Annotated in this window: 22 protein-coding genes; 14 read left to right on the top strand and 8 right to left on the bottom strand. The window is 71.7% G+C overall.

Annotated features, from left to right (window positions below):
* Nucleotides 1-341 precede the first annotated feature (341 nt).
* The 3 genes from ACZ5VQ_RS04245 to ACZ5VQ_RS04235 all read right to left on the bottom strand — a co-directional run bounded on the left by ACZ5VQ_RS04245 (nt 342) and on the right by ACZ5VQ_RS04235 (nt 3,338).
* The gene (locus ACZ5VQ_RS04245) at nt 342-905 is read right to left on the bottom strand and encodes a helix-turn-helix domain-containing protein (protein WP_469103624.1); all 564 of its coding nucleotides are present in this window, start codon (nt 903-905) and stop codon (nt 342-344) included.
* A 377-nt stretch (nt 906-1,282) separates the two neighbouring features.
* Entirely contained in the window at nt 1,283-1,954 is a 672-nt protein-coding gene (locus ACZ5VQ_RS04240) for a DUF3017 domain-containing protein (protein ID WP_469104050.1), read from the bottom strand.
* A gap of 529 nt (nt 1,955-2,483) precedes the next feature.
* Complete coding sequence (locus ACZ5VQ_RS04235; protein WP_362072324.1) at nt 2,484-3,338, bottom strand: bifunctional methylenetetrahydrofolate dehydrogenase/methenyltetrahydrofolate cyclohydrolase; 855 nt, start codon at nt 3,336-3,338, stop codon at nt 2,484-2,486.
* A gap of 312 nt (nt 3,339-3,650) precedes the next feature.
* Between ACZ5VQ_RS04235 and ACZ5VQ_RS04230 the strand changes: the two genes are divergently transcribed.
* The 5 genes from ACZ5VQ_RS04230 to ACZ5VQ_RS04210 all read left to right on the top strand — a co-directional run bounded on the left by ACZ5VQ_RS04230 (nt 3,651) and on the right by ACZ5VQ_RS04210 (nt 9,478).
* On the top strand, nt 3,651-4,289 hold the full coding sequence (locus ACZ5VQ_RS04230) for a hypothetical protein (RefSeq protein WP_469103623.1): 639 nt from the start codon (nt 3,651-3,653) through the stop codon (nt 4,287-4,289).
* A gap of 190 nt (nt 4,290-4,479) precedes the next feature.
* Entirely contained in the window at nt 4,480-5,298 is an 819-nt protein-coding gene (locus tag ACZ5VQ_RS04225) for an FHA domain-containing protein (protein ID WP_469103622.1), read from the top strand.
* Nucleotides 5,295-6,863, top strand: a complete 1,569-nt coding sequence (locus ACZ5VQ_RS04220) for a serine/threonine protein kinase (RefSeq protein ID WP_469103621.1) — start codon at nt 5,295-5,297, stop codon at nt 6,861-6,863. The genes ACZ5VQ_RS04225 and ACZ5VQ_RS04220 overlap by 4 nt, the downstream gene beginning before the upstream one ends.
* A gap of 207 nt (nt 6,864-7,070) precedes the next feature.
* Nucleotides 7,071-7,835: an FHA domain-containing protein gene (locus tag ACZ5VQ_RS04215; RefSeq protein WP_469103620.1), complete on the top strand. Its 765-nt coding sequence runs from the start codon at nt 7,071-7,073 to the stop codon at nt 7,833-7,835.
* Nucleotides 7,832-9,478, top strand: coding sequence for a protein kinase domain-containing protein (locus ACZ5VQ_RS04210; RefSeq protein WP_469103619.1), 1,647 nt, complete (start codon nt 7,832-7,834; stop codon nt 9,476-9,478). Before ACZ5VQ_RS04215 ends, ACZ5VQ_RS04210 begins: the two co-directional genes overlap by 4 nt.
* A gap of 14 nt (nt 9,479-9,492) precedes the next feature.
* Here the strand turns inward: ACZ5VQ_RS04210 and ACZ5VQ_RS04205 are convergent, their stop codons facing one another.
* Nucleotides 9,493-9,789 (bottom strand): DUF397 domain-containing protein, encoded by a 297-nt coding sequence (locus ACZ5VQ_RS04205; RefSeq protein WP_469103618.1) that lies wholly within the window; start codon nt 9,787-9,789, stop codon nt 9,493-9,495.
* Nucleotides 9,770-10,624, bottom strand: a complete 855-nt coding sequence (locus tag ACZ5VQ_RS04200) for a helix-turn-helix domain-containing protein (RefSeq protein WP_469103617.1) — start codon at nt 10,622-10,624, stop codon at nt 9,770-9,772. Before ACZ5VQ_RS04200 ends, ACZ5VQ_RS04205 begins: the two co-directional genes overlap by 20 nt.
* 115 nt (nt 10,625-10,739) lie before the next feature.
* Between ACZ5VQ_RS04200 and ACZ5VQ_RS04195 the strand changes: the two genes are divergently transcribed.
* The 7 genes from ACZ5VQ_RS04195 to ACZ5VQ_RS04165 all read left to right on the top strand — a co-directional run bounded on the left by ACZ5VQ_RS04195 (nt 10,740) and on the right by ACZ5VQ_RS04165 (nt 15,651).
* Nucleotides 10,740-10,952, top strand: coding sequence for a hypothetical protein (locus tag ACZ5VQ_RS04195; protein WP_269651203.1), 213 nt, complete (start codon nt 10,740-10,742; stop codon nt 10,950-10,952).
* Nucleotides 10,949-11,398, top strand: a complete 450-nt coding sequence (locus ACZ5VQ_RS04190) for an ATP-binding protein (protein ID WP_469103616.1) — start codon at nt 10,949-10,951, stop codon at nt 11,396-11,398. Before ACZ5VQ_RS04195 ends, ACZ5VQ_RS04190 begins: the two co-directional genes overlap by 4 nt.
* Nucleotides 11,399-11,436: 38 nt before the next feature.
* Nucleotides 11,437-11,883 carry a peptidoglycan-binding domain-containing protein gene (locus tag ACZ5VQ_RS04185; RefSeq protein WP_469103615.1) on the top strand — a complete coding sequence of 149 codons (447 nt, stop codon included), beginning with the start codon at nt 11,437-11,439 and terminating at the stop codon, nt 11,881-11,883.
* Nucleotides 11,884-11,959: 76 nt separating this feature from the next.
* Nucleotides 11,960-12,388 (top strand): peptidoglycan-binding domain-containing protein, encoded by a 429-nt coding sequence (locus ACZ5VQ_RS04180; protein WP_469103614.1) that lies wholly within the window; start codon nt 11,960-11,962, stop codon nt 12,386-12,388.
* 67 nt (nt 12,389-12,455) lie between these two features.
* Nucleotides 12,456-12,887 (top strand): peptidoglycan-binding domain-containing protein, encoded by a 432-nt coding sequence (locus ACZ5VQ_RS04175; RefSeq protein ID WP_266759497.1) that lies wholly within the window; start codon nt 12,456-12,458, stop codon nt 12,885-12,887.
* 154 nt (nt 12,888-13,041) lie between these two features.
* Nucleotides 13,042-13,485 carry a peptidoglycan-binding domain-containing protein gene (locus ACZ5VQ_RS04170; RefSeq protein ID WP_469103613.1) on the top strand — a complete coding sequence of 148 codons (444 nt, stop codon included), beginning with the start codon at nt 13,042-13,044 and terminating at the stop codon, nt 13,483-13,485.
* A 237-nt stretch (nt 13,486-13,722) separates the two neighbouring features.
* Nucleotides 13,723-15,651 (top strand): protein kinase domain-containing protein, encoded by a 1,929-nt coding sequence (locus ACZ5VQ_RS04165; RefSeq protein ID WP_469103612.1) that lies wholly within the window; start codon nt 13,723-13,725, stop codon nt 15,649-15,651.
* An 81-nt stretch (nt 15,652-15,732) separates the two neighbouring features.
* On the opposite strand, the gene purH is transcribed toward ACZ5VQ_RS04165, so the two are convergent.
* Together purH and purN are read right to left on the bottom strand one after the other, a co-directional pair.
* Nucleotides 15,733-17,313, bottom strand: a complete 1,581-nt coding sequence (gene purH / locus ACZ5VQ_RS04160; protein WP_469103611.1) for a bifunctional phosphoribosylaminoimidazolecarboxamide formyltransferase/IMP cyclohydrolase — start codon at nt 17,311-17,313, stop codon at nt 15,733-15,735.
* Nucleotides 17,310-17,930, bottom strand: coding sequence for a phosphoribosylglycinamide formyltransferase (gene purN, locus ACZ5VQ_RS04155; protein ID WP_469103610.1), 621 nt, complete (start codon nt 17,928-17,930; stop codon nt 17,310-17,312). The genes purH and purN overlap by 4 nt, the downstream gene beginning before the upstream one ends.
* Nucleotides 17,931-18,318: 388 nt before the next feature.
* Here purN and ACZ5VQ_RS04150 point away from each other — a divergent pair, with 388 nt between their 5' ends.
* Nucleotides 18,319-19,221 carry a hypothetical protein gene (locus ACZ5VQ_RS04150; protein WP_469103609.1) on the top strand — a complete coding sequence of 301 codons (903 nt, stop codon included), beginning with the start codon at nt 18,319-18,321 and terminating at the stop codon, nt 19,219-19,221.
* 133 nt (nt 19,222-19,354) lie between these two features.
* Entirely contained in the window at nt 19,355-20,341 is a 987-nt protein-coding gene (locus tag ACZ5VQ_RS04145) for an aldo/keto reductase (protein WP_469103608.1), read from the top strand.
* A 6-nt stretch (nt 20,342-20,347) separates the two neighbouring features.
* On the opposite strand, the gene ACZ5VQ_RS04140 is transcribed toward ACZ5VQ_RS04145, so the two are convergent.
* Complete coding sequence (locus tag ACZ5VQ_RS04140; RefSeq protein WP_469103607.1) at nt 20,348-22,546, bottom strand: cell division protein PerM; 2,199 nt, start codon at nt 22,544-22,546, stop codon at nt 20,348-20,350.
* Between the last annotated feature and the right edge of the window lie 46 nt (nt 22,547-22,592).

Below are 22,592 nucleotides of genomic sequence, written 5' to 3'. Positions count from 1 at the left end.
GGGCGGCAACGGCGTGAAACACCCCCTCACGAAGTACGACATCAACGGCATCGTCGGTCGGCGGACGAATTCGGCCACGAAGTGGTGACAGGCCCGCGAGGAGCCGGAGGACGTCGACGGCATCGTCGGAAAGGAGACTTTCGGCCACGCAGACGACTTCCTCGACGGCCCGTAACGGGGCGGCAAGGTTACGTACAGCGGCTACCGGCGGGACGTCATGTTCGCGCGGCTGAGCGGGAAGTACTACGTCAAGATCGGTACGCAGGGGAAGGTCGCGGCGTGCAACGGGCACGGCCGGGCCGGTGTGCCCCGAGCCCTCGGACTGCCACTCCGACGTGTGATCACGCCAGGGTGACGGCACCGATCACCGCGGTCAGCAGCAGGACGAGGACGAGCACCAGGGCGTAGAGCAGCAGGCGGTGCGAGGCGGCCCATGAGGCCGGGGCGGGGACGGAATCCGGTTCCGGCGTCTCGGCGAGCAGGTCCCACCAAGGAACCGTGGGGTCGTCCTCGTACCCGCCCTCGTACCCGCCCTGGTCCGCCGCCCCGTTCGCACCGACGCTCACGCCCGCGCCCACGCCCCCGGTCATGCCCGCCTGCGTCGCCGCCGAAGCCGCGGCCGGGGCCGGGGCCATCGTTCGCGGCCACGCCCGCACCGCCAGTTCCCAGCGCACGCCGAAGCGCTCGGCGTCCGCCCCCGCGACCCGGCACAGGGCGACGACCGCCTGCCGGGGCGGGGGCTGCGTCGCGTTCAGATAGCGGTGCCAGGAGGACTTGCTGTACGCGGTGCGCTCGCCCAGGGCGACCAGGCTGAGCCCCGTACGGTCCTTGAGCAGCCGCAGCTGCTCCACGAAATGCCCCACCTCCGGCGGAAGATCCGCAGGCAGTGGCTGCCAGGCGCTCATCCCTCTCCTCGCCCCCTCACCGTCTCCTCGTACATCCCCCGCTATGACCGGGTGACGGCACCGACGGCGGTTTGGTTCCCTCCGGAGGCGTCGCCGGACGCACGCCACACGACGGCCCCTCGACGCCGCACAACGGCCTCCGACGCCAGACGACGGCCGCCCGACGGCGCCCTGACGAGTGGGACGTACCGGAACCGTCACCTCCGTGCCACAGGGGACTGACAGGCATTGAACCGCCGTTGGCACGTCCATGACTCTTGAGTCCAGGCGGCGCCCGTCCTCGCTCGGGGGAGTGGACAGGCGCCGCTCCCGTCCACGAAGAAGCCCGCCTCCTCGGCAAGAGGGGACGGGCTTTCGTCGTACGGGCACCGCGGTCGTTAGGTCCTGATCGTGAAGTGCAGCGTGTCGTCGAGGAACGGGATCTCCAGCAACGGGTTGGGCTGCGCCATCATCGCGAGCAGCACGATCGTCACGCCCAGGACGCCGTACGTGACGAGGTCGGTGAACCTGGAGCGGACGGCGAGCATGCCCACGTCGGGCAGCATCCAGCGCATGACGCCGCCCGCGAGCAGCGCGACACCGATCAGCAGGGTGCCGAACCTGAAGACGTCGAGTGCGGTCAGCAGCAGACCGAGTCCGACGGTGCCGATGACCGCGAGGATCGGCCACTGACGCGCGGGAGCGGGCGCGTCGCGCGGAGCCGCCCTGCCACCGCCCTCGGGCCGCGCGGTGTCCCGCGTGAACAGCGGGAACCGGCGCGTGGTCCGCTGGGGCTGGCCATCGGGGCCGGGCGCGCTGACCGCGTCCCGGGCGGTGGGTTCGCCCTCGTGGACCGCGCCGGCACCGGGTTCGGCGCCCTCGGCCGGGCTACCGCCGGAGTCCCCCTCGTCGGCGCGCGCCGGGTGCGACTCGGTGCCGGTCGGCTCGGGGCCGGATGACTCAGCGGCGGACGGCTCGGTGCCGGTCGGCTTCGCGTCCGGCGCCCGTCCGACCTCCGGCTCGGCGCCGTGCGGCTCCGCGCCACTCGGCTCAGTGCCGTGCGACTCGATGCCGTGCGGCTCCGCGGCCGACCTCTGTCCAGCCTCCGGCTCTGCGCCACTCGGCTCGGTGCCGGTCGGCTTCGCGTCCGGCGCCCGTCCGACCTCCGGCTCGGTGCCGGTCGGCTCCTGTTCCGGTACGGATGCCCCGGCGGCGGACATCCCGTGCGACTCGGCGTCCTGGCCGGCCGGGGCTTCCTCGGCACCCTGGCCCGCGGCGTCGCTCCGAGCCCGGCCGCCCTCCCGGCGTTCACCCTCGCTCTGGTCCGCAGCCTCGATGCGTGTCGCGGCGTCGGCAGTCGTCGAAGCCTCGGCCCGGGTCGCCGCCTCGGCCCGGGTCGCCGCCTCGGCCCGCATCACCGCGTCGGCCTTCGTCAAGGCATCCGCCTTCGCCGAGGTGTCCGCGTTCGCGGAGGCATCAGCCTTCGCAGACGTGTCCGCCTTCACGGAGGCGTCCGCCTTCGTCGAGGCGTCCGCCTTCGCGGAGACATCAGCCTTCGCCGACGTGGCGGCCTCGCTGTCCCGCCCCGTGGCGGCCCGGTCAGCCGGCACTGCGTTCCGCCGCCTCGACCACGTTGACGAGGAGCTGGGCGCGGGTCATCGGGCCCACCCCGCCGGGGTTCGGGGAGATCCAGGCGGCGACCTCGGCGACACCGGGGTGGACGTCGCCCACGATCTTGCCCTCGGCGCTGCGGGAGACGCCGACGTCGAGGACGGCCGCCCCAGGCTTCACGTCCTCGGGGCGGATCAGGTGCGCGGAGCCCGCCGCGGCGACGATGATGTCGGCCCGGCGCAGATGCGAGGCGAGGTCGCGGGTGCCGGTGTGGCACTGCGTCACCGTCGCGTTCTCGGAGCGGCGCGTGAGCAGCAGCGGCATCGGGCGGCCGATCGTCACGCCACGGCCGACGACCACGACCTCGGCGCCCTTGATCTCCACGCCGTACCGGCGCAGGAGGGTCAGAACGCCGTTGGGGGTGCAGGGCAGCGGGGCCGGCTCGTTCAGGACGAGGCGGCCGAGGTTCATCGGATGGAGCCCGTCCGCGTCCTTGTCCGGGTCCATCAGTTCCAGGATGCGGTTCTCGTCGATGCCCTTGGGGAGCGGCAGCTGGACGATGTAACCGGTGCAGTCCGGGTCCTCGTTGAGCTCGCGGACGACCGCCTCGATCTCCTCCTGCGTGGCGGTCGCGGGCAGTTCCCGCTGGATGGAGGCGATACCGACCTGGGCGCAGTCGCGGTGCTTGCCCGCGACGTACTTCTGGCTGCCGGGGTCGTCGCCCACCAGGACGGTTCCGAGGCCGGGCGTGATGCCCTTCTCCCTCAGGGCCGCCACGCGGACGGTCAGATCGGACTTGATCGCGGCTGCGGTGGCCTTGCCATCGAGAATCTGGGCGGTCATGGACCCATCCTCGCGGATGACGGGGCCCTGGTTCCAATCCGGCCCTCCACGGCCGCTTCCGGCCTCCCCGGCGCACCTCCCCGGCTCACTCCGTCCGGTCGCCGTCCGGTCACCGTCCGGCCCGCGGCCATGATCGGCGATGTTGCACTTGCACAACACACGCGGTATCCGGCTGGACAAATAAGCGACGCGTTAAGGACGATGAGCGGCACAGTGCCGCGGACAGTACCGGGGGGACGAACCGCATCTGTAGAACTTTCCTCCGAAATGTGCCGCGTCGTCCCCGCACTTACGCAACGGAGGAAAGACGCCATGAGTTTTGGCGACCCGAACAACCCATATGGTCCGCCGCAGGGCCAGCAGCCCGGATACCCGCCCCAGCCTCCCCAGGGCCAGCCCGGCTATCCTCCGCAGGGCCAGCCCGGTTACGGCTATCCGCAGGGCGCCCCGCAGCAGCAGCCCGGCTACGGCTACCCGCAGCAGCCGGGCTATCCCGGTTACCCGGGCGGCAACCAGATGCCCGTGGAGATGCCCGGTCTGATGAAGACCGCGCGCGTCCTGCTGTTCATCCTGGCGGGATTCCAGATCCTGTTCGGCATCATCGCGGGCATCGCCGTCGGCGCCGCGCAGGACGTGTCGAACGGTATCGGCAGCGGTGACAGCACCGACACCCTCGCCGGACTGGGCTTCGTGCTCGCGGCGTTCCTGGTGGGCCTGGGCGCCCTGTCGATCTTCCTCGGCGTCAAGTTCAAGAACGGCGGCAGCGGGATCCGCGTCACGACGATCGTGTACGCGTCGCTGATGATCCTCGGCGGCCTCGCCAACACCGTGCAGGGCGGGGGAGGTTCCGGCACCTTCGGCGGGCTCATCTCCCTCGCCATCGCCGGCATCATCCTCGCCTCGATGGTGAACAGCGCCGCCTCGGCATGGTTCAACCGCCCGCGGTACTGACCTCGGAGCCCCCGCGGCACCCGCCCCGGAGCCCCCGGGCTCCGACTCCGGAACGGCACGTTCACGCCATTCACGCCAAGGGCCGTGTTTCACCCCGCTGAGGGGGGACACGGCCCTGCCGCGTCGCCCTACCCTGATCCGGTAACCGCGTGCGGGACTGGGAACGGGGAGCGGGACGGGGAGAACGGCCTTGTACAGCATCATCGTGGTACCTCCGCCGACCACGGAGGACGGACACAACGGCACGTACGGCGGCACAAGCGGCAGGACGAGCGGCGACGAGTACGGCGGCGCATGCACGGCGGAGCGCACCAGCCCCCAGATCCGGCTCGCGCCCGGCGAGCGGCTGGCCTTCGGCCGTTCCACGACCGGCAACGGGCTTGCAATCGCACACGAAGGCGTCTCCCGGAACGCCGGGGAGATCACCGCGCAGGGCGCCTTCTGGGTACTGAGCAACCTCTCGGCCCATCAGACGTACGTGGTGGAGAACCCGGAGGGCGCGGGCGAGCACATCAAGGTCGGACCCGGCAGGCTGGACGCGCCGGTCCCCTTCGAGTTCTCGCGAATCGTGCTCCCGGCGGCGGGCGACCTGCTGCCCATCGAGGTGTGGGCACCCCGCCACGACTATCTGCGCTCACCGGAGGGCCTGGACGGGGCGACGACCACGCCCGCGTTCTCCGTCGACCGCACCAAGCGGTACTTCGCGGTCCTGGCCGCCCTCTGCGAGCCCCGGCTGCGCGGCGAACCGCACGCCCCGCTGCCCACCGTCGACCAGGTCGTGGAGCGGCTGCGCCCCCACTGGCCCGCCGCGTCCCGCACCTCGGTCCAGTGGAACATCGACTACCTCGCCGTGAAACTGCGGCTCAAGCCGGGCCCCGACACGGCGGACACGGGCCCGCGCCTCAACGGCAAGAAGGAGTCCCTGGTCTCCCTGGCCCTGCGTTTCGATCTCGTACGGGAGGACGACCTGCTCGTCCTGACGGAGCCGGCGAGCCGGGCGGCGCGGTGACGGAGGGGTACGCGGTCTCGGTGCCCAAGGGGTACCGGGTGGGGTCCTGGGAGGTGCGGGACCCGATCGCCACGGGCGCGTTCGGCAGCGTCTACGAGGCCCGGTGCGCCCACCCGCGCGAGGGCCTGCCGAAGTCGGCCGCGCTGAAGTTCCTGCCCACCGGCACGGGTACGCCCCGTCAGCTGACGCATCTGCGTGAACTCGCCGAGCGCGAGGTCGAGTTGCACCGAAGACTCACACGCCCGCGGCTCATCCGGATGTACGAGACCCTCACCGTCGACGACCCGGGCCACCCCGAACTCGACGGCGCCACCGTCCTCGTACTGGAACGGGCCGAGGGCTCCATGGCCACCCTGCTGGACCGCTCACCGCACCCGCCGCAGGGCCCCGCGCTGCTCGCGCAGACCTGTGAGGGACTTGCCCAGCTGCACAGCGCCGGCTGGGTCCACGGCGACCTCAAGCCCGCCAACGTCCTGCTGATGAAGGACGGTTCGGCCCGGCTCGCCGACTTCAACATGGCCGCCGAGCTGGAGGGCACCCACGCCTACACCCCCGCCTTCGCCACCCCCGACTACACCCCGCCCGAACTCCTCTGGTCGGAGATCGGCGAACGCGGCCGCCAGATCCGGCCCTCGGCCGACGTCTGGGCCTTCGGTGTCCTCGCCCATCTCGTCCTCACCGACACGTTCCCGCTGCCGGGCGGCACCCCCTCGGCCCGCCGGGACGCCGCGGTCCGGTATGCCCGCGGCACCGACGAGCTGCGCCTGTCCCCGCAACTCCCGGACGGCTGGCGGGAGATCGTGCGGGACTGTCTGGCCCGTACGCACACGGAACGGATCTCCTCGGAGACGCTGCTGCGGCGGGTGGAGGCGGCGGCCGGCGCCGGCCCGTCCCCCCGTCTGCCGAGGCTGCGCGCCCGGCGCGGACGCCGCTCGACGCTGGTCCTCGCCGCCGCGGCGGCCACGGTCGCCGTCTCGGGGCTCGCGTACGGCATCACGACCTGGGCGGGCGACGACGCGAGCGGCACCGAGGGGAGCGGGGGCAGCGCTCCCGCGAACGAGAAGGTCGTCCAGGCGTCGTACGGCGCCGGCGAACTCCGTACCGACAAGGGCGTACCGGCCGTGTACCGGCCGCTGATCATCGACTCCGCGCACGACTGTGTGCAGGAGGAGGTCACCCCGGCGCTCCTGGCCGCCATGCTGAAGGCGGAGAGCGACTTCGACCCGGACCTGTCCGATCCCGCCAACGACGAGTACGGCATCGCCCGTTGGACCCCGCGGGTGCTGCGCTGGTGGATCAGGTCCGACGGCGTCACCGCCAAGACGATCCCCGAGCCACCCTTCTCCCCCGCCGAGTCCATCCCCGCCATGAGCAGATACCTGTGCTGGATCGCGCCACGGCTCGATCCCGAGCTCGACGGCGACCACCGCGTGCTGATCGCGGCCGCCTACCGGACGTCGTACGAGAAGGTGAACGACGCGGCCGGTGTTCCCCCGAAGTACCGCGACTACGCCGCCCGCGTCGCTCACTACCTCAAGGAGTACACGCCCGCGGAGAAGAAGTGACCCTGAGACTTCCGAGGTACCGCTCGCGGGCGCCCGCCCGCAGGGTGGGCGGTAACCGGTCCATGTGAACGCGGCGGTCTCCGGCTCCCTCGGGGGAGGGCCGGAGGCCGCCGTCGCCGCGCCCTCCCCCGTCGCGCCGCCGTGACATGTCCCCGGTAACTCGCCCTACTCTGGCCTCCGTTGAGGCAGGAGGAGGGGGACGACTCCATGTACAGCGTCATCGTGGTGCCACCGCGGAGTGGCGGATCCGTCGACGGATCCGCCGACGGATGCGACGGCCAGATCAGGCTCGCGTCGGGTGAGAGGCTCGCCTTCGGCAGAACCGCGCGGGACGGCGGACTGTGCATCGCCCACGAAGGGGTGTCCAGGGTCGCCGGTGAGATCACCGCGCACCGGGCCTTCTGGATCCTGAGCAACCTCAGCGAGGACCAGACCTACGTGGTCGAGAACCCGGAGGGCGCCGGCGAGCACATCAAGGTCGCGCCGGGCCGCCTGGACGCGCCCGTGTCGTTCGAGTTCTCCCGTGTCGTCCTGCCCGCGGCGGGCGAGCTGCTCAGCTTCGACGTGTGGGCGCCGCGCCACAGCTACGGCGCCGCGGCCCGCTCCGGGCTCTCCGGCACCGCCACGGCACCGGCGTTCACCCTCGACCGTACGAAGCGGTACTTCGCCGTGCTCACGGCCCTGTGCGAGCCCCGGCTGCGCGGCGAACCGCACGCCCCGCTGCCCACCGTCGACCAGCTCGTGGAACGCCTGCGCCCCGGCTGGCCCGCGGCGAACCGCTCCTCCGTCTACTGGAACATCGACTACCTGGCGGTCAAACTCCGGCTGCGGCCCGGCCCGGACGCGGCGGAGCCCGGCCCGCGCCTCTACGGCAAGAAGGAGTCGCTGGTCTCCCTGGCCCTGCGTTTCAACCTGGTGCGGGAGGACGATCTGGTCGTTCTCGCGGCGGCCCCGAGCGAGGTGGCGCAGTGAACGGAGGCCCCACCGTCCCCGTTCCGAAGGGCTACCGGGTGGGGCCCTGGGAGGTACGGGAGCTCCTGGCGTCCGGCGCGTTCGGCAGTGTGTACGCGGCCAGGCTCGCGGGTGAGGGCGGCGAGGCGGCGGACCGGACCGCCGGGGCCCGGGAGGGGCCTGCCGGGACCGGGGAAAGGTCCCCCGAGCCCGGCGAGACGTCCCCCGGGGCCGGGGGAAGGCCCCCCGAGGCCGGGGATCGGCCCCCCGAGGCCGGCGAGAGGCCCGCCGAGGCCGGGGACAGCTCCCCCAAGGCCGGGGCGAGGCCCGGCGAGACTGGGGCGAGGTCCGGCGAAGCCGGGGCAAGGCGGCCCGCCGAGGAGACCGCCGCCGACCAAGGCACCGGTCCACTCCCCCGCCACGCGGCGCTGAAGTTCCTGCCCACCGGCACCCGTACCCCGCGTCAACTCCACCACCTGCGGGAACTGGCCCACCGTGAGCAGGAGTTGCTGAGCCGTCTGCGCTCGCCGCGGCTGATCCGGATGTACGACGCCCTCACCGTCGACGACCCGGACCACCCCGAACTCGACGGCGCCACCGTCCTCGTACTGGAACGGGCCGAGGGCTCCATGGCCACCCTGCTGGACCGCTCCCCACGCCCGCCGCACGGCCCCGCCCTGCTGGCCCAGGTCTGCGGGGGCCTGCACCAGCTGCACCACGCGGGCTGGGTGCACGGCGACCTCAAGCCCGCCAACGTCCTGCTGATGAAGGACGGTTCGGCCCGCCTCGGCGACTTCAACATGGCGGCGGAGATGGAGGGCACCCACGCGTACGCGCCCGCCTTCGCCACCCCCGACTACACCGCACCGGAACTCCTCTGGTCCGAGGTCAGCGAACGCGGCACGCAGATCCGCCCGACCGCCGACGTCTGGTCCTTCGGCGTACTGGCCCACCTCGTCCTGACCGGTACGTTCCCGCTGCCCGGCGGCACCACGGAGGCCCGCTGCGACGCGGCGGTGCGGTACGCGCGCGGCACCGAGGAACTGCGCCTGTCCCCCGAACTGCCCGCCGCCTGGCGGGAGATCGTCACCGACTGCCTGGCCCGTACGCACGAGGCGCGTGCCGCCCACGACACCGGCTCGCTGCTGCGCCGGGTGGAGCGGGCCGCGGGCACCTCCCGCTCGGCCCGCCTGCCGCGACTGCGGCCCCGACGCCGGTGGCGCCCGGCGCTGGTGGGAACCCTCGCGGCGGCGGCGCTGATCGTGGCGACGACGGCGCTGGTGTACGCGACGCGGGAGGACGACCAGGGTCTGCCGTACGGCTACCACCGCTGCCCGGCCGACTCCGTCTGCTTCTTCAGCGAGCCCAACGGCTCGGGCGAGATGTGCAGTTGGGACGAGGACGACACGGACTGGCTGTCGGGCCCGGACACCTGCGAGTGGACCGGCAACCAACCGGTGAAGTCCATCTTCAACAACAGCAGCGACGACGAGAACGGCCTCGGCGCGGTGGCGTACTTCCGTGGCCGCGACTTCACCCCGGTCGGCGCGGACGTCACCCGGAAGAACGCCCGCAACCGCACGGGCTGCACGTCCCAACGAAACCAGGGAAACCTGGCAGGCACATACGCCCCGCTGTCCCACAGGTGGATCGCGCGGTGCTGATGCTCGGGTGCCGGCTAACTCGTCGGCGCGCCAGCACCCTTGAGCGCCCCGACGAAGGGGGCCCAGGCGCTCGCGGGGAAGACGAGGGCGGGGCCGGCGGGGGTCTTGGAGTCCCGTACGGGGACGACACCGGGGAGGTCGTCGCGGACTTCGACGCAGTTGCCGCCGTCACCGTTGCTGTAGCTGCTCTTGCGCCAGCGGGCTGCGCCGACGAAGCCCTCGGCAACCTCGACGCAGTCCCCGCCGTCACCGTTGCTGTAACTGCTCTTGCGCCAGACGGCGGCACCCAAGTCAATCTGCCTGCTTGCCATTTCGATAGTCCTCTGCCGCATCCTCGATCATGGCGAGGGACGCCTCAGGCGGCAGTGCGGCGGCCCTGAGCAGATCGTACGACTTGCGGTACTGCTTCACGAGGGCCGGATCGTCGATGGTGTCGCCGCTGTAGGAGGACTCGGTGTACACCAGCGGCGGTGCGTCCGGGAAGGTCATGACCTTGGCGCCGCCGAGCATGAGCGGATACGCCCCGCTGTTCCACGGCAGGACCTGTGGAAGGATCCGCCGACGCCGCGCCAACGCGGCGATGCGGTCGAGCTGTTCGGCCATCTCCTCGGGCGGGAGGATGGGGTGGCGCAGGATCGACTCGTGCAGGATCGCCCAGTACTCGGGGAGCTTGTGATCGTCCTCGAAGAGCCGCGCCCGCGCCATCCGGGCGTTGACCTTCTCCTCCACCTCCTCGTCCGACGCGCTCGGGTGCGCCGCCTGCACCAGCGTCCGCGCGTACGTGGGCGTCTGCAGCAAGCCGGGGAGAACGGCGGGGCACCATTCCTCGATGGCCTCCGCGTGCTTCTCCGCCTCCAGAATCCGCTCAAAGTACCCGGCGTGCCCCTTCCTCTTCGCCTTCCGCACGTCCTCGCACCGTCGCCCGAAGAACCCGTCGGTCTTCAGCACCCGGTCGACGTGATGCGCCAAGTCCTCCGGCATGCGCCGCTGCCCGCGCTCGATCTCGCTCAGATAGGTCGGCGCGTAGAACGAGCCCTCCACCGCCCCCTCCAACGTGAGCCCAACCTCCTCCCGCTTCCACCGCAACTCCTTGCCGTAGAACTCCGGCACGCTCGCCGAACCGTCGATGTCCTTGCGCGCAGCCACCGTTGACCACCTGCTTCCACACCCGGTGCCGTGGACCCCAAAACCCTTCTACGGTACGCCGACCGACGCCAGAGTGTGACGAGTTCGTCACGCAAAGCACAGGAAGGCGTTCCCCATGGCCGACTCCGCCCCCGACGACGTGCACGTCTGCGTAGAACAACTCCGCACCGCACTGGTAGCGAACGGAATCACTCTGCCGTCCCTCGGTGTCGAGTCGATGTCCTTCGCCGCCGCGTACGCCGCTCCGCATCTCGTCGCTCTCGGCAACTGCAACCTGGCCACCGCCCACGCCCTGGCCGCCGCCCTCCACAAGGCGGCAGACCGTTGAAACCGCTCACCCTCGACCTGCTCGCGGTGCCCAAGGCCGTGCCGGAGGTCCGCCGGGCCGTACGTGAACACCTCGGTGTCCCCTGCCCCGAAGTGCAGCTCTGTGTAAGCGAGTTACTGACGAACGTGATCGTCCACGTCGGTGAGGAAACGCCCGTCTCCGTGCGGCTCTCCCACGAGGGCGGCCGTACCCGTTTGGAAGTCACCGACTCGAGCCCTCACGCCTGGCTCATCCTCCGCCGGGCCGACGCCGACGACGAGACCGGCCGTGGCCTCGTCCTGCTCGACGCGATCGCGGTGCGCTGGGGCGTGGAACAGAGCCACCGCGGCAAGACGGTGTGGTGCGAATTTCGCTGTGCCACAAGCGACTTCGGGGCCGACCCTGAAACTTTTGAGGTATGCCGCGGCGCGGCTGCCCCCGAGACTCGTGCTGGCAGGTGCGGCTGAAACACCCACGCCCCACCGCGAACAAGGGGGAGCAACGCATGAAGAAGGTTCATCCGCTGCGTGCCAAGGCGGGGGTCACGGCTGGGCTCATGCTGGTCGCCGGGCTGGGCGTTGCCGCTACGGCCTCTCCGGCGGCGGCTGCCGGCTACTGCGACACCGGCAAGTCGATCATGAAGGGCAGCTCCAACCACATCTTCGTTCCGGCCAACGGCACCAGCACCAGCTGCACCATGGCCCAGGGTGCCGGCGGCAACCATGTCAAGGCGCTGCAGCGGGCGTTGAAGGACTGCTACGACGTGGGTCTGGAATCGGAGAAGGACGTCGACGGGATCTTCGGCCCGAAGACCTACTCGGCCCTGTGGGCCGCGCAGGGAAAGGCCGGCACCAAGCAGGACGGGATCTACGGTCCCAACACCCGCGACGCGTTGAAGTGGCCGCGATACAAGAAGCTGGACGGCAGCTATCAGGGCTGTGGGGCGTTCTGAGCACCGCCCCGCGCTCTTGCATGAGCGCCGGGCCCTCCGGCCCAAATCCATTCACAGCCAACGGGGAGAGTGACGTATGAAGAGGATTCGCACGAGACGCGCCAAGGCGAGCGTAGTAGCGGGATTCATGCTGCTGTCCGGGCTGGGTGTGGTCGGCACGGCGACTCCGGCCGCGGCGGCGAGTTGGTGCAACACCACACAGGGCGACTTCGTCAGCGGCGGCGACCACAGCCTGGCCCAGATCCCCGCCTACAACGCGAATCGGGACTGCATCACCGCCCGGGGAGCATCCGGTTCTCATGTGAAGGCGATCCAGCGCTCGCTGCGTTACTGCCACGGGCGGAGCAGTGTGGCCGTCGACGGCCACTTCGGGGAGATCACCGAAACGCAGCTGAAGATCGTGCAGCGCGCTCTGGGCCTCGATGACGACGGTGTGTATGGCCCGAAGACCCGCGACAAGCTGAGGTGGCGGGCCAGCGACGGCGTCTGCGGGACCCTTCCGTAACACCCCGCAGGTACGTCAGGCAGCAGAACGAGAACGAATGGGGGACTAAAACGTGCAACATACTCGTGTGCGAGCCAAGGTCGGCATCTCCGCCGCAGCCGTTCTACTGTCCGGCGCCGGGCTCGGCCTGGCCACCGCGACTCCCGCCGCCGCCTACGCGGGCTACTGCAACGGGCAGATCGACAAGACGATCTCCAACTCCGGCTTCCACGCGAAGATTCCGGCCTACAACGGCAACGTCGACTGCTACATGAACAAGGGTGCGCAGAGCAAGGCCGTCTCGGCGCTGCAGACAACGCTGAACAAGTGTTACGGCCGCAGCCTGGACGTCGACGGCATCTTCGGCAACGCCACCAAGAACGCTCTGATGCACGCCCAGGACGTGGAGAACATCAGCGCGGACGGCGGCTACGGCACCCAGACGCGCACAAACATCGAGTGGGCCTTCCAGTACAGCGGCAACGGCCGCTGGTCCTGCTTCGACATCACCAATTGGTAGCGCGCTGTGGGGCAGCTTCGGCACAGCCGGCCCTGCCCCACAGCTGTACTGGCCCGCAGGGACAGTAATCCGGGCCGCGTGCTTGCGCCGCGGCCCGGCTCTGCTCAAGCACACGCGCCGGACCGTCCGGTGCAGAAAAGAAAGAGGGGGGACCATGCGAAAGCTCCAAGGGCTGCGCGCCAAGGCGGGAGCCGTCACCGGCCTCATGCTGTTGTCCGGGCTCGGGCTCGGCATCACCACGGCCACCCCGGCCGCCGCGTACGCCGGCTGGTGCAACGACGGCTACGCGAGCAACACCAAGACGATCTCCAGCGTCACCTACACGGCATACCTCCCGGGCTACAACGGCAATGCTGACTGCTACATGAACCCAGGCGCGGACAGCCACTCCGTCGCCATGCTCCAGCGGTCGCTGAACGTGTGTTACGGCCGCAGCCTGGACGTCGACGGCATCTTCGGAACCAACACCAAGAACGCACTCATGTACGCACAGGGCAAGGAGAACATCAGCGCGGACGGCGGCTACGGCGCACAGTCCCGCAAGAGCCTGAAGTGGGAGTACACGCGGGGCGGCTCCTTCAGGTGTGTACGACTCTGAGACACCTCGTCCGCCACTCCGACGAGCACGCTCCGGTCGTCCGGCGCCACGACAGGGAAACCACACCTGCCGCCGCCTTCGCGGATTACTGCAACACCTCGCTGTCCAAAGCGATTTCACTCCATACGCTTCAAGGCAGCGGGACGCAGGACACCGCGATAGCCTCATGGCAACCGAGGGGACGCAGCAGACCTCTGCGAAGGAACGGCTGCGAAAGAACAGCGCATCGGGGGACCCATGCCAGACCAGCGGCCCACGCCGCCGTACTCTCCGGCGTCCGGTGACGCCGCGCTGGCGCAGGCGGGGGCGAGCCCTTTACAGCCGAAGGACCCGGCACGCATCGGACCGTACGTGTCGCTCGGGCTGCTCGGCAAGGGCGGGATGGGGCGGGTCTATCTGGCTCGGCCCGCCGACGACAGCCCGGGGCTCGCCGCGGTGAAGGTGATCCGGCCCGAGTACGCCGAGGACGCCGACTTCCGGCGGCGGTTCGAGCGCGAGGCCGCCGTACACGGTCGGGTTCGTACCCCGCACGCGCCGCGATTGCTGGGCACAGGGTTCCAGGACGAGCTGCTGTGGATGGCCACGCAGTACGTGCCCGGCCTCAACCTGGCGGAGGCCACCCGTGAGTGCGGCGGGCTCGAACCGGCGGGCGTGTGGCGGCTGGTCGGCGAACTCGGGCAGGCCCTCTCCGCGCTGGCCACCGCCGGGATCGTGCACCGGGACCTCAAGCCGTCGAACGTGATCCTTTCCACGTGGGGCGCGCACGTGATCGACTTCGGCATCTCGCAGGCCGCCGACAGCAGCGCGATCACCACCACCGGGAGCCGGGTCGGCACCCCCGCCTTCATGTCCCCCGAATACCTCAGGGAAGGCCGCTGCGACACCGCCTCCGACGTGTTCTCGCTCGCGGGCACCCTCGTCTACGCGGCCACGGCTCGCGCCCCGTTCGGCGACGGCACCGGTGTGGACGTCATGCACCGCGTCGCCTTCGAGGAGCCCAGGTCCGAGATCATGGACGAGCTGTCGGAGGCCGATCCCCCGCTGGCCGCGCTGCTCCTCGCCTGTCTGTCCAAGGACCCGGACGGACGGCCCACGCCACAGCAACTGATCGACGCTGCCCCGGCGCATCCCCGTACGGCGTGCGAGCCGCTTGAGCCCCGTGAATCCGCGTGGCAGGAACCCCTCGACTCATTACTGCTGGCCCGGCGTGCGGCCCACGAAGTGCTGGGGCACGCCACCGCTCAGCAGACGGGCCACTTCCGCGCGCCCGCACAGGGCCCGGCGGCCCCCGGCGCCGTCCCCGTTCCGGCCTTCGGGCCTCCGCCTGCGACTCCTGTCAGCCCGTACGCCGCGTCCACGCCCGTGCCGGCCCCACCTCCCGGGTTCGGCCCGGCCATGGCCACGGCCGGAAGCCCGTCGGCAGACGGCCCGTCGGCAGGCAGCCCGGTCCCCGGCGCTCCACCCGGCCCCGCACCGGACACCACCCGAGGCACGGTCGCCACGCGCCGCAGGAAGCCGTACTTCGTCGTCGCCGCGGTGCTGGCCGTGTGCGCCGTCGCCGTGAGCGCCTTCCTGCTCACCCGCCCGGACACCACCGGCACCGCCTCCCCCGCGCCGACCGCCGAACCCACCGCCTCCGAGGAGCGGAAGAACTCGCCGTCGCCCGACTCCTCCGGCTCTGCGTTCCCTTCCCCGTCCCGCGAGGAGAAGGAGAAGACCGACGACAAGGACGGCGGAGGCAAGGGCGACGCCTCCGGAGCGGGAGGCGGGGGCGACGGCGGTCAGGACAGCGGGCAGGTCGAGCCCACCCGGGCGGAGACCACCGGGGCCGACGGCAACGGCGGAGGCGGATCCGGCGGTGGCGGCAGCGGAAGCGAGCCCACTCCGACCAGGACCACGGCCGAACCGGCCACACCCCCCTGGATCTCCCAGTGCACGTATTACTCCGGCACCCAGCTCACGCAGTCCGGCGACAGGGGCCAGCGCGTCGTACAGGTGCAGTGCATGCTGGACAAGCGCGGCTACGGCGTCGGCGGCGCGGGCGTGGACGGCCAGTTCGGCAAGGACACCGCGGCGGCGGTCAAGGCCTTCCAGAGCGACAAGGGGCTGGAAGTCGACGGCCAGGTCGGCCCGAACACCTGGGCCGCGCTGCGCGGTTCGACGTGACATCGCGACACGACGACAACGGCCCGCCGGTGTACTGGGTGTACTGCCGGCGGGCCGCCTTACGCGTGCGGCTCAGCGGTCTCAGTGGAAGAAGTGCCGCGTCCCCGTGAAGTACATCGTCACGCCCGCCTTCTTCGCGGCCTCGACGACCAGTTCGTCGCGGACCGAACCGCCGGGCTGGACCACAGCCTTGACGCCGGCTTCGGTGAGGATCTCCAGGCCGTCGGGGAACGGGAAGAAGGCGTCCGAGGCGGCGAAGGAGCCCCGGGCCCGCTCGGTGCCCGCGCGCTCGACGGCGAGCTTGGCGGAGTCGACGCGGTTGACCTGGCCCATGCCGACGCCGACGGAGGCGCCGTCCTTGGCGAGGAGGATCGCGTTGGACTTCACCGCGCGACAGGCCCGCCAGGCGAAGGCCAGTTCCTCCAGCTCGCCGGGCGACAGGGCGTCACCGGTCGCCAGGGTCCAGGAGGCGGGGTTGTCGCCGTCGGCCTGGAGGCGGTCGGCGGCCTGGAGGAGCCGGCCGCCGTCGATCTGCTTGACCTCGACGGAGGCGGCCGGGCCCTGGTGGGCGCGGAGCACGCGGATGTTCTTCTTCTTGGTGAGGGCCTCCAGCGCGCCGTCCTCGTACTCGGGCGCGACGATGACCTCGGTGAAGATCTCGGCGACCTGCTCCGCCATCTCCTTCGAGACGGGACGGTTGACGGCGATCACACCGCCGAACGCGGACAGCGGGTCGCAGGCGTGCGCCTTGCGGTGCGCCTCCGCGACGTTCGCGCCGATCGCGATGCCGCACGGGTTGGCGTGCTTGATGATCGCGACACAGGGCTCGTCGTGGTCGTACGCGGCACGGCGCGCGGCGTCCGTGTCCGTGTAGTTGTTGTACGACATCTCCTTGCCGTGCAGCTGCTCGGCGTCCGCGAGACCGCCCGTGCCGTCCACGTAGAGCGCGGCGCCCTGGTGCGGGTTCTCGCCGTACCGCAGGGTGCTGCGCTTCTCGAAGGTCGCGCCGATGAAGTCGGGGAAGTCCGACTCGTCGGCGGGCGCGTACGAGCTCGCGAACCAGGAGGCGACGGCGACGTCGTACGCGGCTGTGTGCTGGAACGCCTCCGCGGCGAGCCGCTTGCGGGCGTGCAGGTCGAAACCGCCGTCACGGGCGGCGGACAGCACGTCCGCGTACCGCTCGGGGCTGGTGACCACGGCCACGGACGGGTGGTTCTTGGCGGCGGCGCGGACCATCGAGGGGCCGCCGATGTCGATCTGCTCGACGCACTCGTCGGGCGTGGCGCCCGAGGCGACGGTCTCGCGGAACGGGTAGAGGTTCACGACGACCAGCTGGAACGGCTCCACACCCAGCTCGCCGAGCTGCTGCCGGTGAGACTCCAGCCGCAGGTCGGCGAGGATGCCCGCGTGCACGCGCGGGTGCAGCGTCTTGACCCGGCCGTCCAGGCACTCGGGGAAGCCGGTGAGCTCCTCGACCTTGGTCACCGGGACTCCGGCGGCGGCGATCCTCCCGGCGGTGGAGCCGGTGGAGACCAGCTCGACACCGGCAGCGTGCAGGCCGCGGGCGAGCTCTTCAAGACCGGTCTTGTCGTAGACGCTGATGAGCGCGCGGCGGATGACCCGCTTGGTGTCCTGCGTACCCTGCGTACCTTCGGCGGTCACGGGATAACTACCTTTCGTCCCTCAATGCGATAGCCGTTGCGGGCGAGCCGCCCCACGACATCGACGAGCAGGCTTCGCTCGACTTCCTTGATGCGCTCGTGCAGAGCGCTCTCGTCGTCCTCGTCCCGGACCTCGACCACGCCCTGAGCGATGATCGGGCCGGTGTCGACGCCGTCGTCGACGAAGTGGACGGTGCACCCGGTGACCCTCACGCCGTACGCGAGGGCTTCGCGAACGCCGTGCGCCCCCGGGAAACTCGGCAGCAGCGCGGGATGGGTGTTCACGATCCGGCCGCCGAAGCGGGCCAGGAACTCCTTGCCCACGATCTTCATGAACCCGGCCGAGACGACGAGATCCGGCTCGTACGCGCCGGTGGCCTCGGCCAGTGCCCTGTCCCACTCGTCGCGCGTGGCGTGGTCCTTGACCCGGCACACGAAGGTGGGAAGCCCGGCGCGCTCGGCGCGCTCCAGGCCGGCGATGTTGTCGCGGTCCGCGCCGACCGCGACGATCTCGGCTCCGTAGGCGGCCGTCCCCTCCGACGCGATCGCGTCGAGGAGAGCCTGCAGATTCGTACCTGATCCGGAGACCAGCACGACGAGGCGCTTGGCCTTGGCCACGGCGGGGCCCTTTCTCGGGGGTTCTCGGGGTTCTTGTGGTTCTCGGGGGGTTCTTGGGAGGCGGTTCTCGGGGAGAGTGCGTCCGCGGTCGGCGTTTGTACGGTCGTACGAATGCATCGAGCCCCCGGATACGGGGAAGTCTACGAAGCGGCCGACCGTCAGCAACGATACCGGCACACCGGGCGGCCCCCACGGGACGGGGGCGTGGCCGGAAGGTAGCGTCTGGGGAGGATCCGCCCGGGGAACACGGTGCGCACTGGGGAACGCCTTTTGCGCACGGGACGTTGACCAGGGACGGGTACGAACGCTTGGGCGCGAGCCCCGGACACGTAACCAGCTCTGTGGACACGTTGCCGCCAGAGACCATCAAGGGGAAGACGCACACCTGATGCCGGACCGCAGTCTCCGACTCCCTCCACTCCTGCTGCGCGAGCGGCGCCCTTCTCCCACTCCGCCGCGGGAGAGCGACGACGTGCCCGAGGGCGGGCAGGGCTCAGCGGGCGGCCAGGGTTCCGCAGGTGGGCAGGGCTCCTCGGACGGCCGGGGCGGCTCCGGTGGCGCGGGCGGCTCCGGCGCGCCCGATTCCGGCCGACGGCCCGAGCCGCCGCAGCCTCCCGCCGACGACAACCCCTTCGCCCCGCCGCCCGAGGGCACGCCCGACCGGCCCTGGCAGCCGCGGCGGCCCGCGGGCGGACAGGGCGAGGGCCAGGACGGCCGGGGCGAGGGCGACGGCTCCCCCTGGGGCAGCCAGTGGAGCGACCGCCAGCCGGGGCCCGCGCAGGGCGGCCGGTTCGGTGACCGGCCCGGTCCCAACGGCGGCTCCGGCGGCTCCGGCGGTGGCCAGAACGGTCCGGAAGGGCCCGGCGGCCCAGGCACCGGAATGCGCTGGGACCCGACGGACCCCGCCCAGCGCCGCGCCCGGTTCGCGCTGCTCTCCGGCATGTGGGCGTTCTTCTTCGCCCTCTTCAGCTGGCCGTACGTGGCGCTCCTGCTCGGCGCGCTGGCCATGTACTGGGCGATCAGCGCCCTGCGCAGCAAGCCGCCGCGCGCACCGGATCCGAACACCCCGGCGCCGCCGTCCTCGGGCGCCAGGCCCCAGACCACGGCGGCGATCAGCGGCCTGGTCACCGCGTCCCTGGCCCTCGCCATGGTCGCGGCCACCTTCACGGCACAGTTCGTGTACCGCGACTACTACACGTGCGTGAACGACTCGCTCACGAACACGGCGAAGAAGTCCTGCGACAAGCTCCTGCCGGAGGAGCTGCGGGGGCTGCTGGGGACGCAGGGCTGACGGACCCGCGCCGTACGTGCTGCGGTAGTTGGGCCTTACGTGGTGCGGCCGTGGGTTGACTTGGAGTGCGCTTCAAAATCCATGCTCCTCTCGACGCCCGCCGCTCGGCGGGCCGCAAGGGGAGGACACCCGCATGCGCTACCGCACGATCGGAACGGCCCCCGGGACCCGCCGTGAGGTGAGCGTCCTGAGCCTCGGCGCGATGCTGTTCGGGACGGTCACGGACGAGGCGACCTCGTTCGCGATCCTCGACCGGTTCGTCGAGGCGGGCGGCACGTTCGTCGACACGTCCGACAACTACGCGTTCTGGGTCGACGGCACGCAGGGCGGCGAGAGCGAGGCCCTGCTCGGCCGCTGGCGGCGCAGCCGTGGCATCGGCGACGAGATCGTCATCGCCACGAAGCTGGGCGCACGGCCGCTCGCGCCGGGCACGAGCTACACCAACAACCCGGAGGGGCTGTCCGCCAAGGCCATCCGGGAAGCGGTGGAGGGCAGCCGCGAGCGGCTCGGCGTCCCGAAGCTGGACCTGCTGTACGCCCACATCGAGGACACGACCGTGCCCCTGCGGGAGACCGTCGAGGGCTTCGCCGAACTCGTCGCCGAGGGCACGGTCGGGCTGCTCGGCGCGAGCAACCACTGGACCTGGCGCCTGGAGCGGGCCCGGAGCCTCGCGGCGGCGGCCGGCCTGCCGGGTTACGAGGTCCTCCAGTACCAGCACAGCTATCTGCGCAAGCGCGCCGACCTGCCCGGACAGCTCTCGCCCGACGGCGACCAGGGCGTGACCGGCGGCGACCTGCTCAGCTATCTGCGCGCCGACCCGTCCCTCACGCTCGTCGCCTACACCCCGCTCCTGTCCGGCCGTTACGTCCGCGAGGACAAGCCGCTCGGCCCGGAGTTCGACCACGCGGGCACCCCGGCCCGGCTGGCCGCCCTCCGCTCGGTCGCCGAGGAGACCGGTGCGACGGTCAACCAGGTCGTCCTGTCGTGGCTGATCGACGGCGAGGTCCCGGCGATCCCCCTCGTCGGCTGCTCCTCGGTGGCCCAGCTGAACGAGAACCTGGCAGCGGTCGACCTGGAACTGACGGCGGACCAGCGGGCCCGCCTGGACGCGGCCCACTGACCCCCGTCAGCCCCTCCGGTCCCCCCGGTCCGGGGGATCGGTCGGCCCGGACGCCTGCTTGAGAGCGGCCCAGCGCGCCTCACGCGAGACATCGTCGTGCCAGAGCGAGCCGAAGGAGTCGGAGGGGGGCAGGAAGTCGTACGGCTCGAAGTCGGGGTCCGGGGTGGCGCGGCGACGCTCGACGGGGGTGACGGGCGCGGCGGGCGGCGTCTCCGGGCGCCGCCGACGCCGTACGCGCGAGAACCAGCTGTTTCTCGGGGTGCGCTGAGTGTCCTGGGTGCGCGGGGGCGGCGGGGGTTGCGTGGGGAGTTCGGGGGACATCCGGAGGTGGAGGGGGGATGCGGGCTCGGGGGCGAGGGGCTGGTGGGCGAGGGACTCGGGGGCGATGGACTCAGAGTGAAGGGTCTGCTCGGGGGGCCCGGCTGCGGGGCGAGGGGCCTGCTCGGAGAACTCAGAAGAGTCCGGCTGCTGGGCCTGCTCGGAGGGCCCGTCGGCCGGGAGCACGGCTCCTGACCGCTCGAAGTCCGGAAGGTGTGCCTGCGGCTCATTGGCCGACGGCTCCCCGCCCACAGGCTCATGCACCGGAGCCACCCCGTGCTCAGGCTCATGGGCCGAAGGCTTCAGGCCCGCCTGTGTCTGGCCCACATGTTCCTGAACCCCGTTCTCCTGAACCCCGTGTTCCTGGACCAGCGGTTCCTGGACTCCCCTCTGCCGCGTCCAAGGCCTCCGCGCCCAGGAAGCCCACCCCCAGCGCCCACCCCCACGCGCGGCCCGTACGCGGGGCGCCCTCGGCACCCGTACCCGCGGCTGTCGCAGCCGCCAGGTGCGCAGGACCAGGGCCACCGGGACGCCCACCACCGCGGTCCACCCGGCTGCCGCGGGCCCCGTCTGCCACCAGACGGGACCGAAGTCGGCGAGGGCACCCGTGCCGAGGGGGCCGCCGGACAGGGCGGCGAGCACCGTGAGGGCCAGTCCGCAGAGGAGGGCCGCGAGGGTCGCGTTCCCGGCGGTCCGGCCGGGTGACCAGGCCTCACCGCCGTGGGCCGCCACCGGAACCCGGACCCTCCCCTTCCCACTTCCCCCGTCCCCTGTCCCGCCCTCCCCCGCGTCCTTCCGGCCCGGCACCCCCGCCCTCACCGTGAACCAGGCCACCACCACGCCCGCCACCAACGGCACTGCCCCCGCCGCCCAGTTCAGCGGAGTGCCGGGGCCCGCGCCCGGAACCGCCGCCAGCAGGGGAAAGGGCGGCAGCAGCGGACCCGGCGACGACATCAGGGGATCGGCCGCGTGCCCCGCGCCGAGTACGAAGCCGGGTCCGAGGGCGTACGCGGCCCCCCACACCGCCGCGTTCGGCACGAGGACCAGTGCCAGCAGCAGTACCGCGAACCGTCCCGACCAGCTCTCCGTGAGATGCAGGAACGACTCGCGGGCCAGACCTCCGTGCCACACCAGTGAGGCGCCGACCAGCACGGCCCCGCCCCCCACCAGCACCGCCGCACCCGCACTCGCAGCGCGCACGGCGGCCGGGAGCCGGACCCCGGGGACGGAGGAGACGGAGGAGACGAAGGAGGCGAAGGGGAGGGCGCGAAGAGACCGGCGCACGGGCGGCGGCAGAGGCCCCCGGGGACGCCCGTACGCCGTCCACGCGCCCACCCCCGCCGCAGTCACCGCGAGCAGCGGCAGCCATACGGCGACCGACGCCCAGGACGGACTCAGCGCACCGCCCGAGGCGTACAGGGCCGCGGCCGTGCCGACCGTCAGATAGCCCGCGACGACACCGCCCCACGCCGTGCGGACGGCGGGCGGCGCCGACTCCTCGTCGCCGTCCGCCGCGTCGCGCCCCGCACGGTGCAGCAGCCACGCGGGCAGCACGACCAGGAGCAGCGGGGTCACGCCGACGGGCGCGGGTACGCCGGACAGCGTGTCCGTGCGGACGAGTTCGCAGCCGTGCGCGAGGAGCCACAGCCCGGCGGCGACATGCAACGCCCCGTCAGGACCGCTGTCCGGATAGGGCGAACTGATCCAAAGGACCGTCACGAGTACGGTGAACGCCGCCAGTCCGAGCCCCGCCGCGAGCGCGCCGCCGACCAGGCTCGCGGCCAGTCCGGGCGACCTCCCCCGCCATCGGGCCAGCAGGGCCGGCTTGGTCGGCAGGGTCGGCGGGGACGGGCTGCGGTCCGGACTGCGGTCGGTCGTCTGGGTCACGCCGCCATGCTCCCAACGACACGCGCTTTCTCCTCGTAACAGGCGA

Source organism: Streptomyces sp. NPDC033178 (assembly GCF_055577685.1).
The sequence above is the reverse complement of the archived record's forward strand: the minus strand, read 5'-3'. Positions and strand labels throughout refer to the sequence as shown.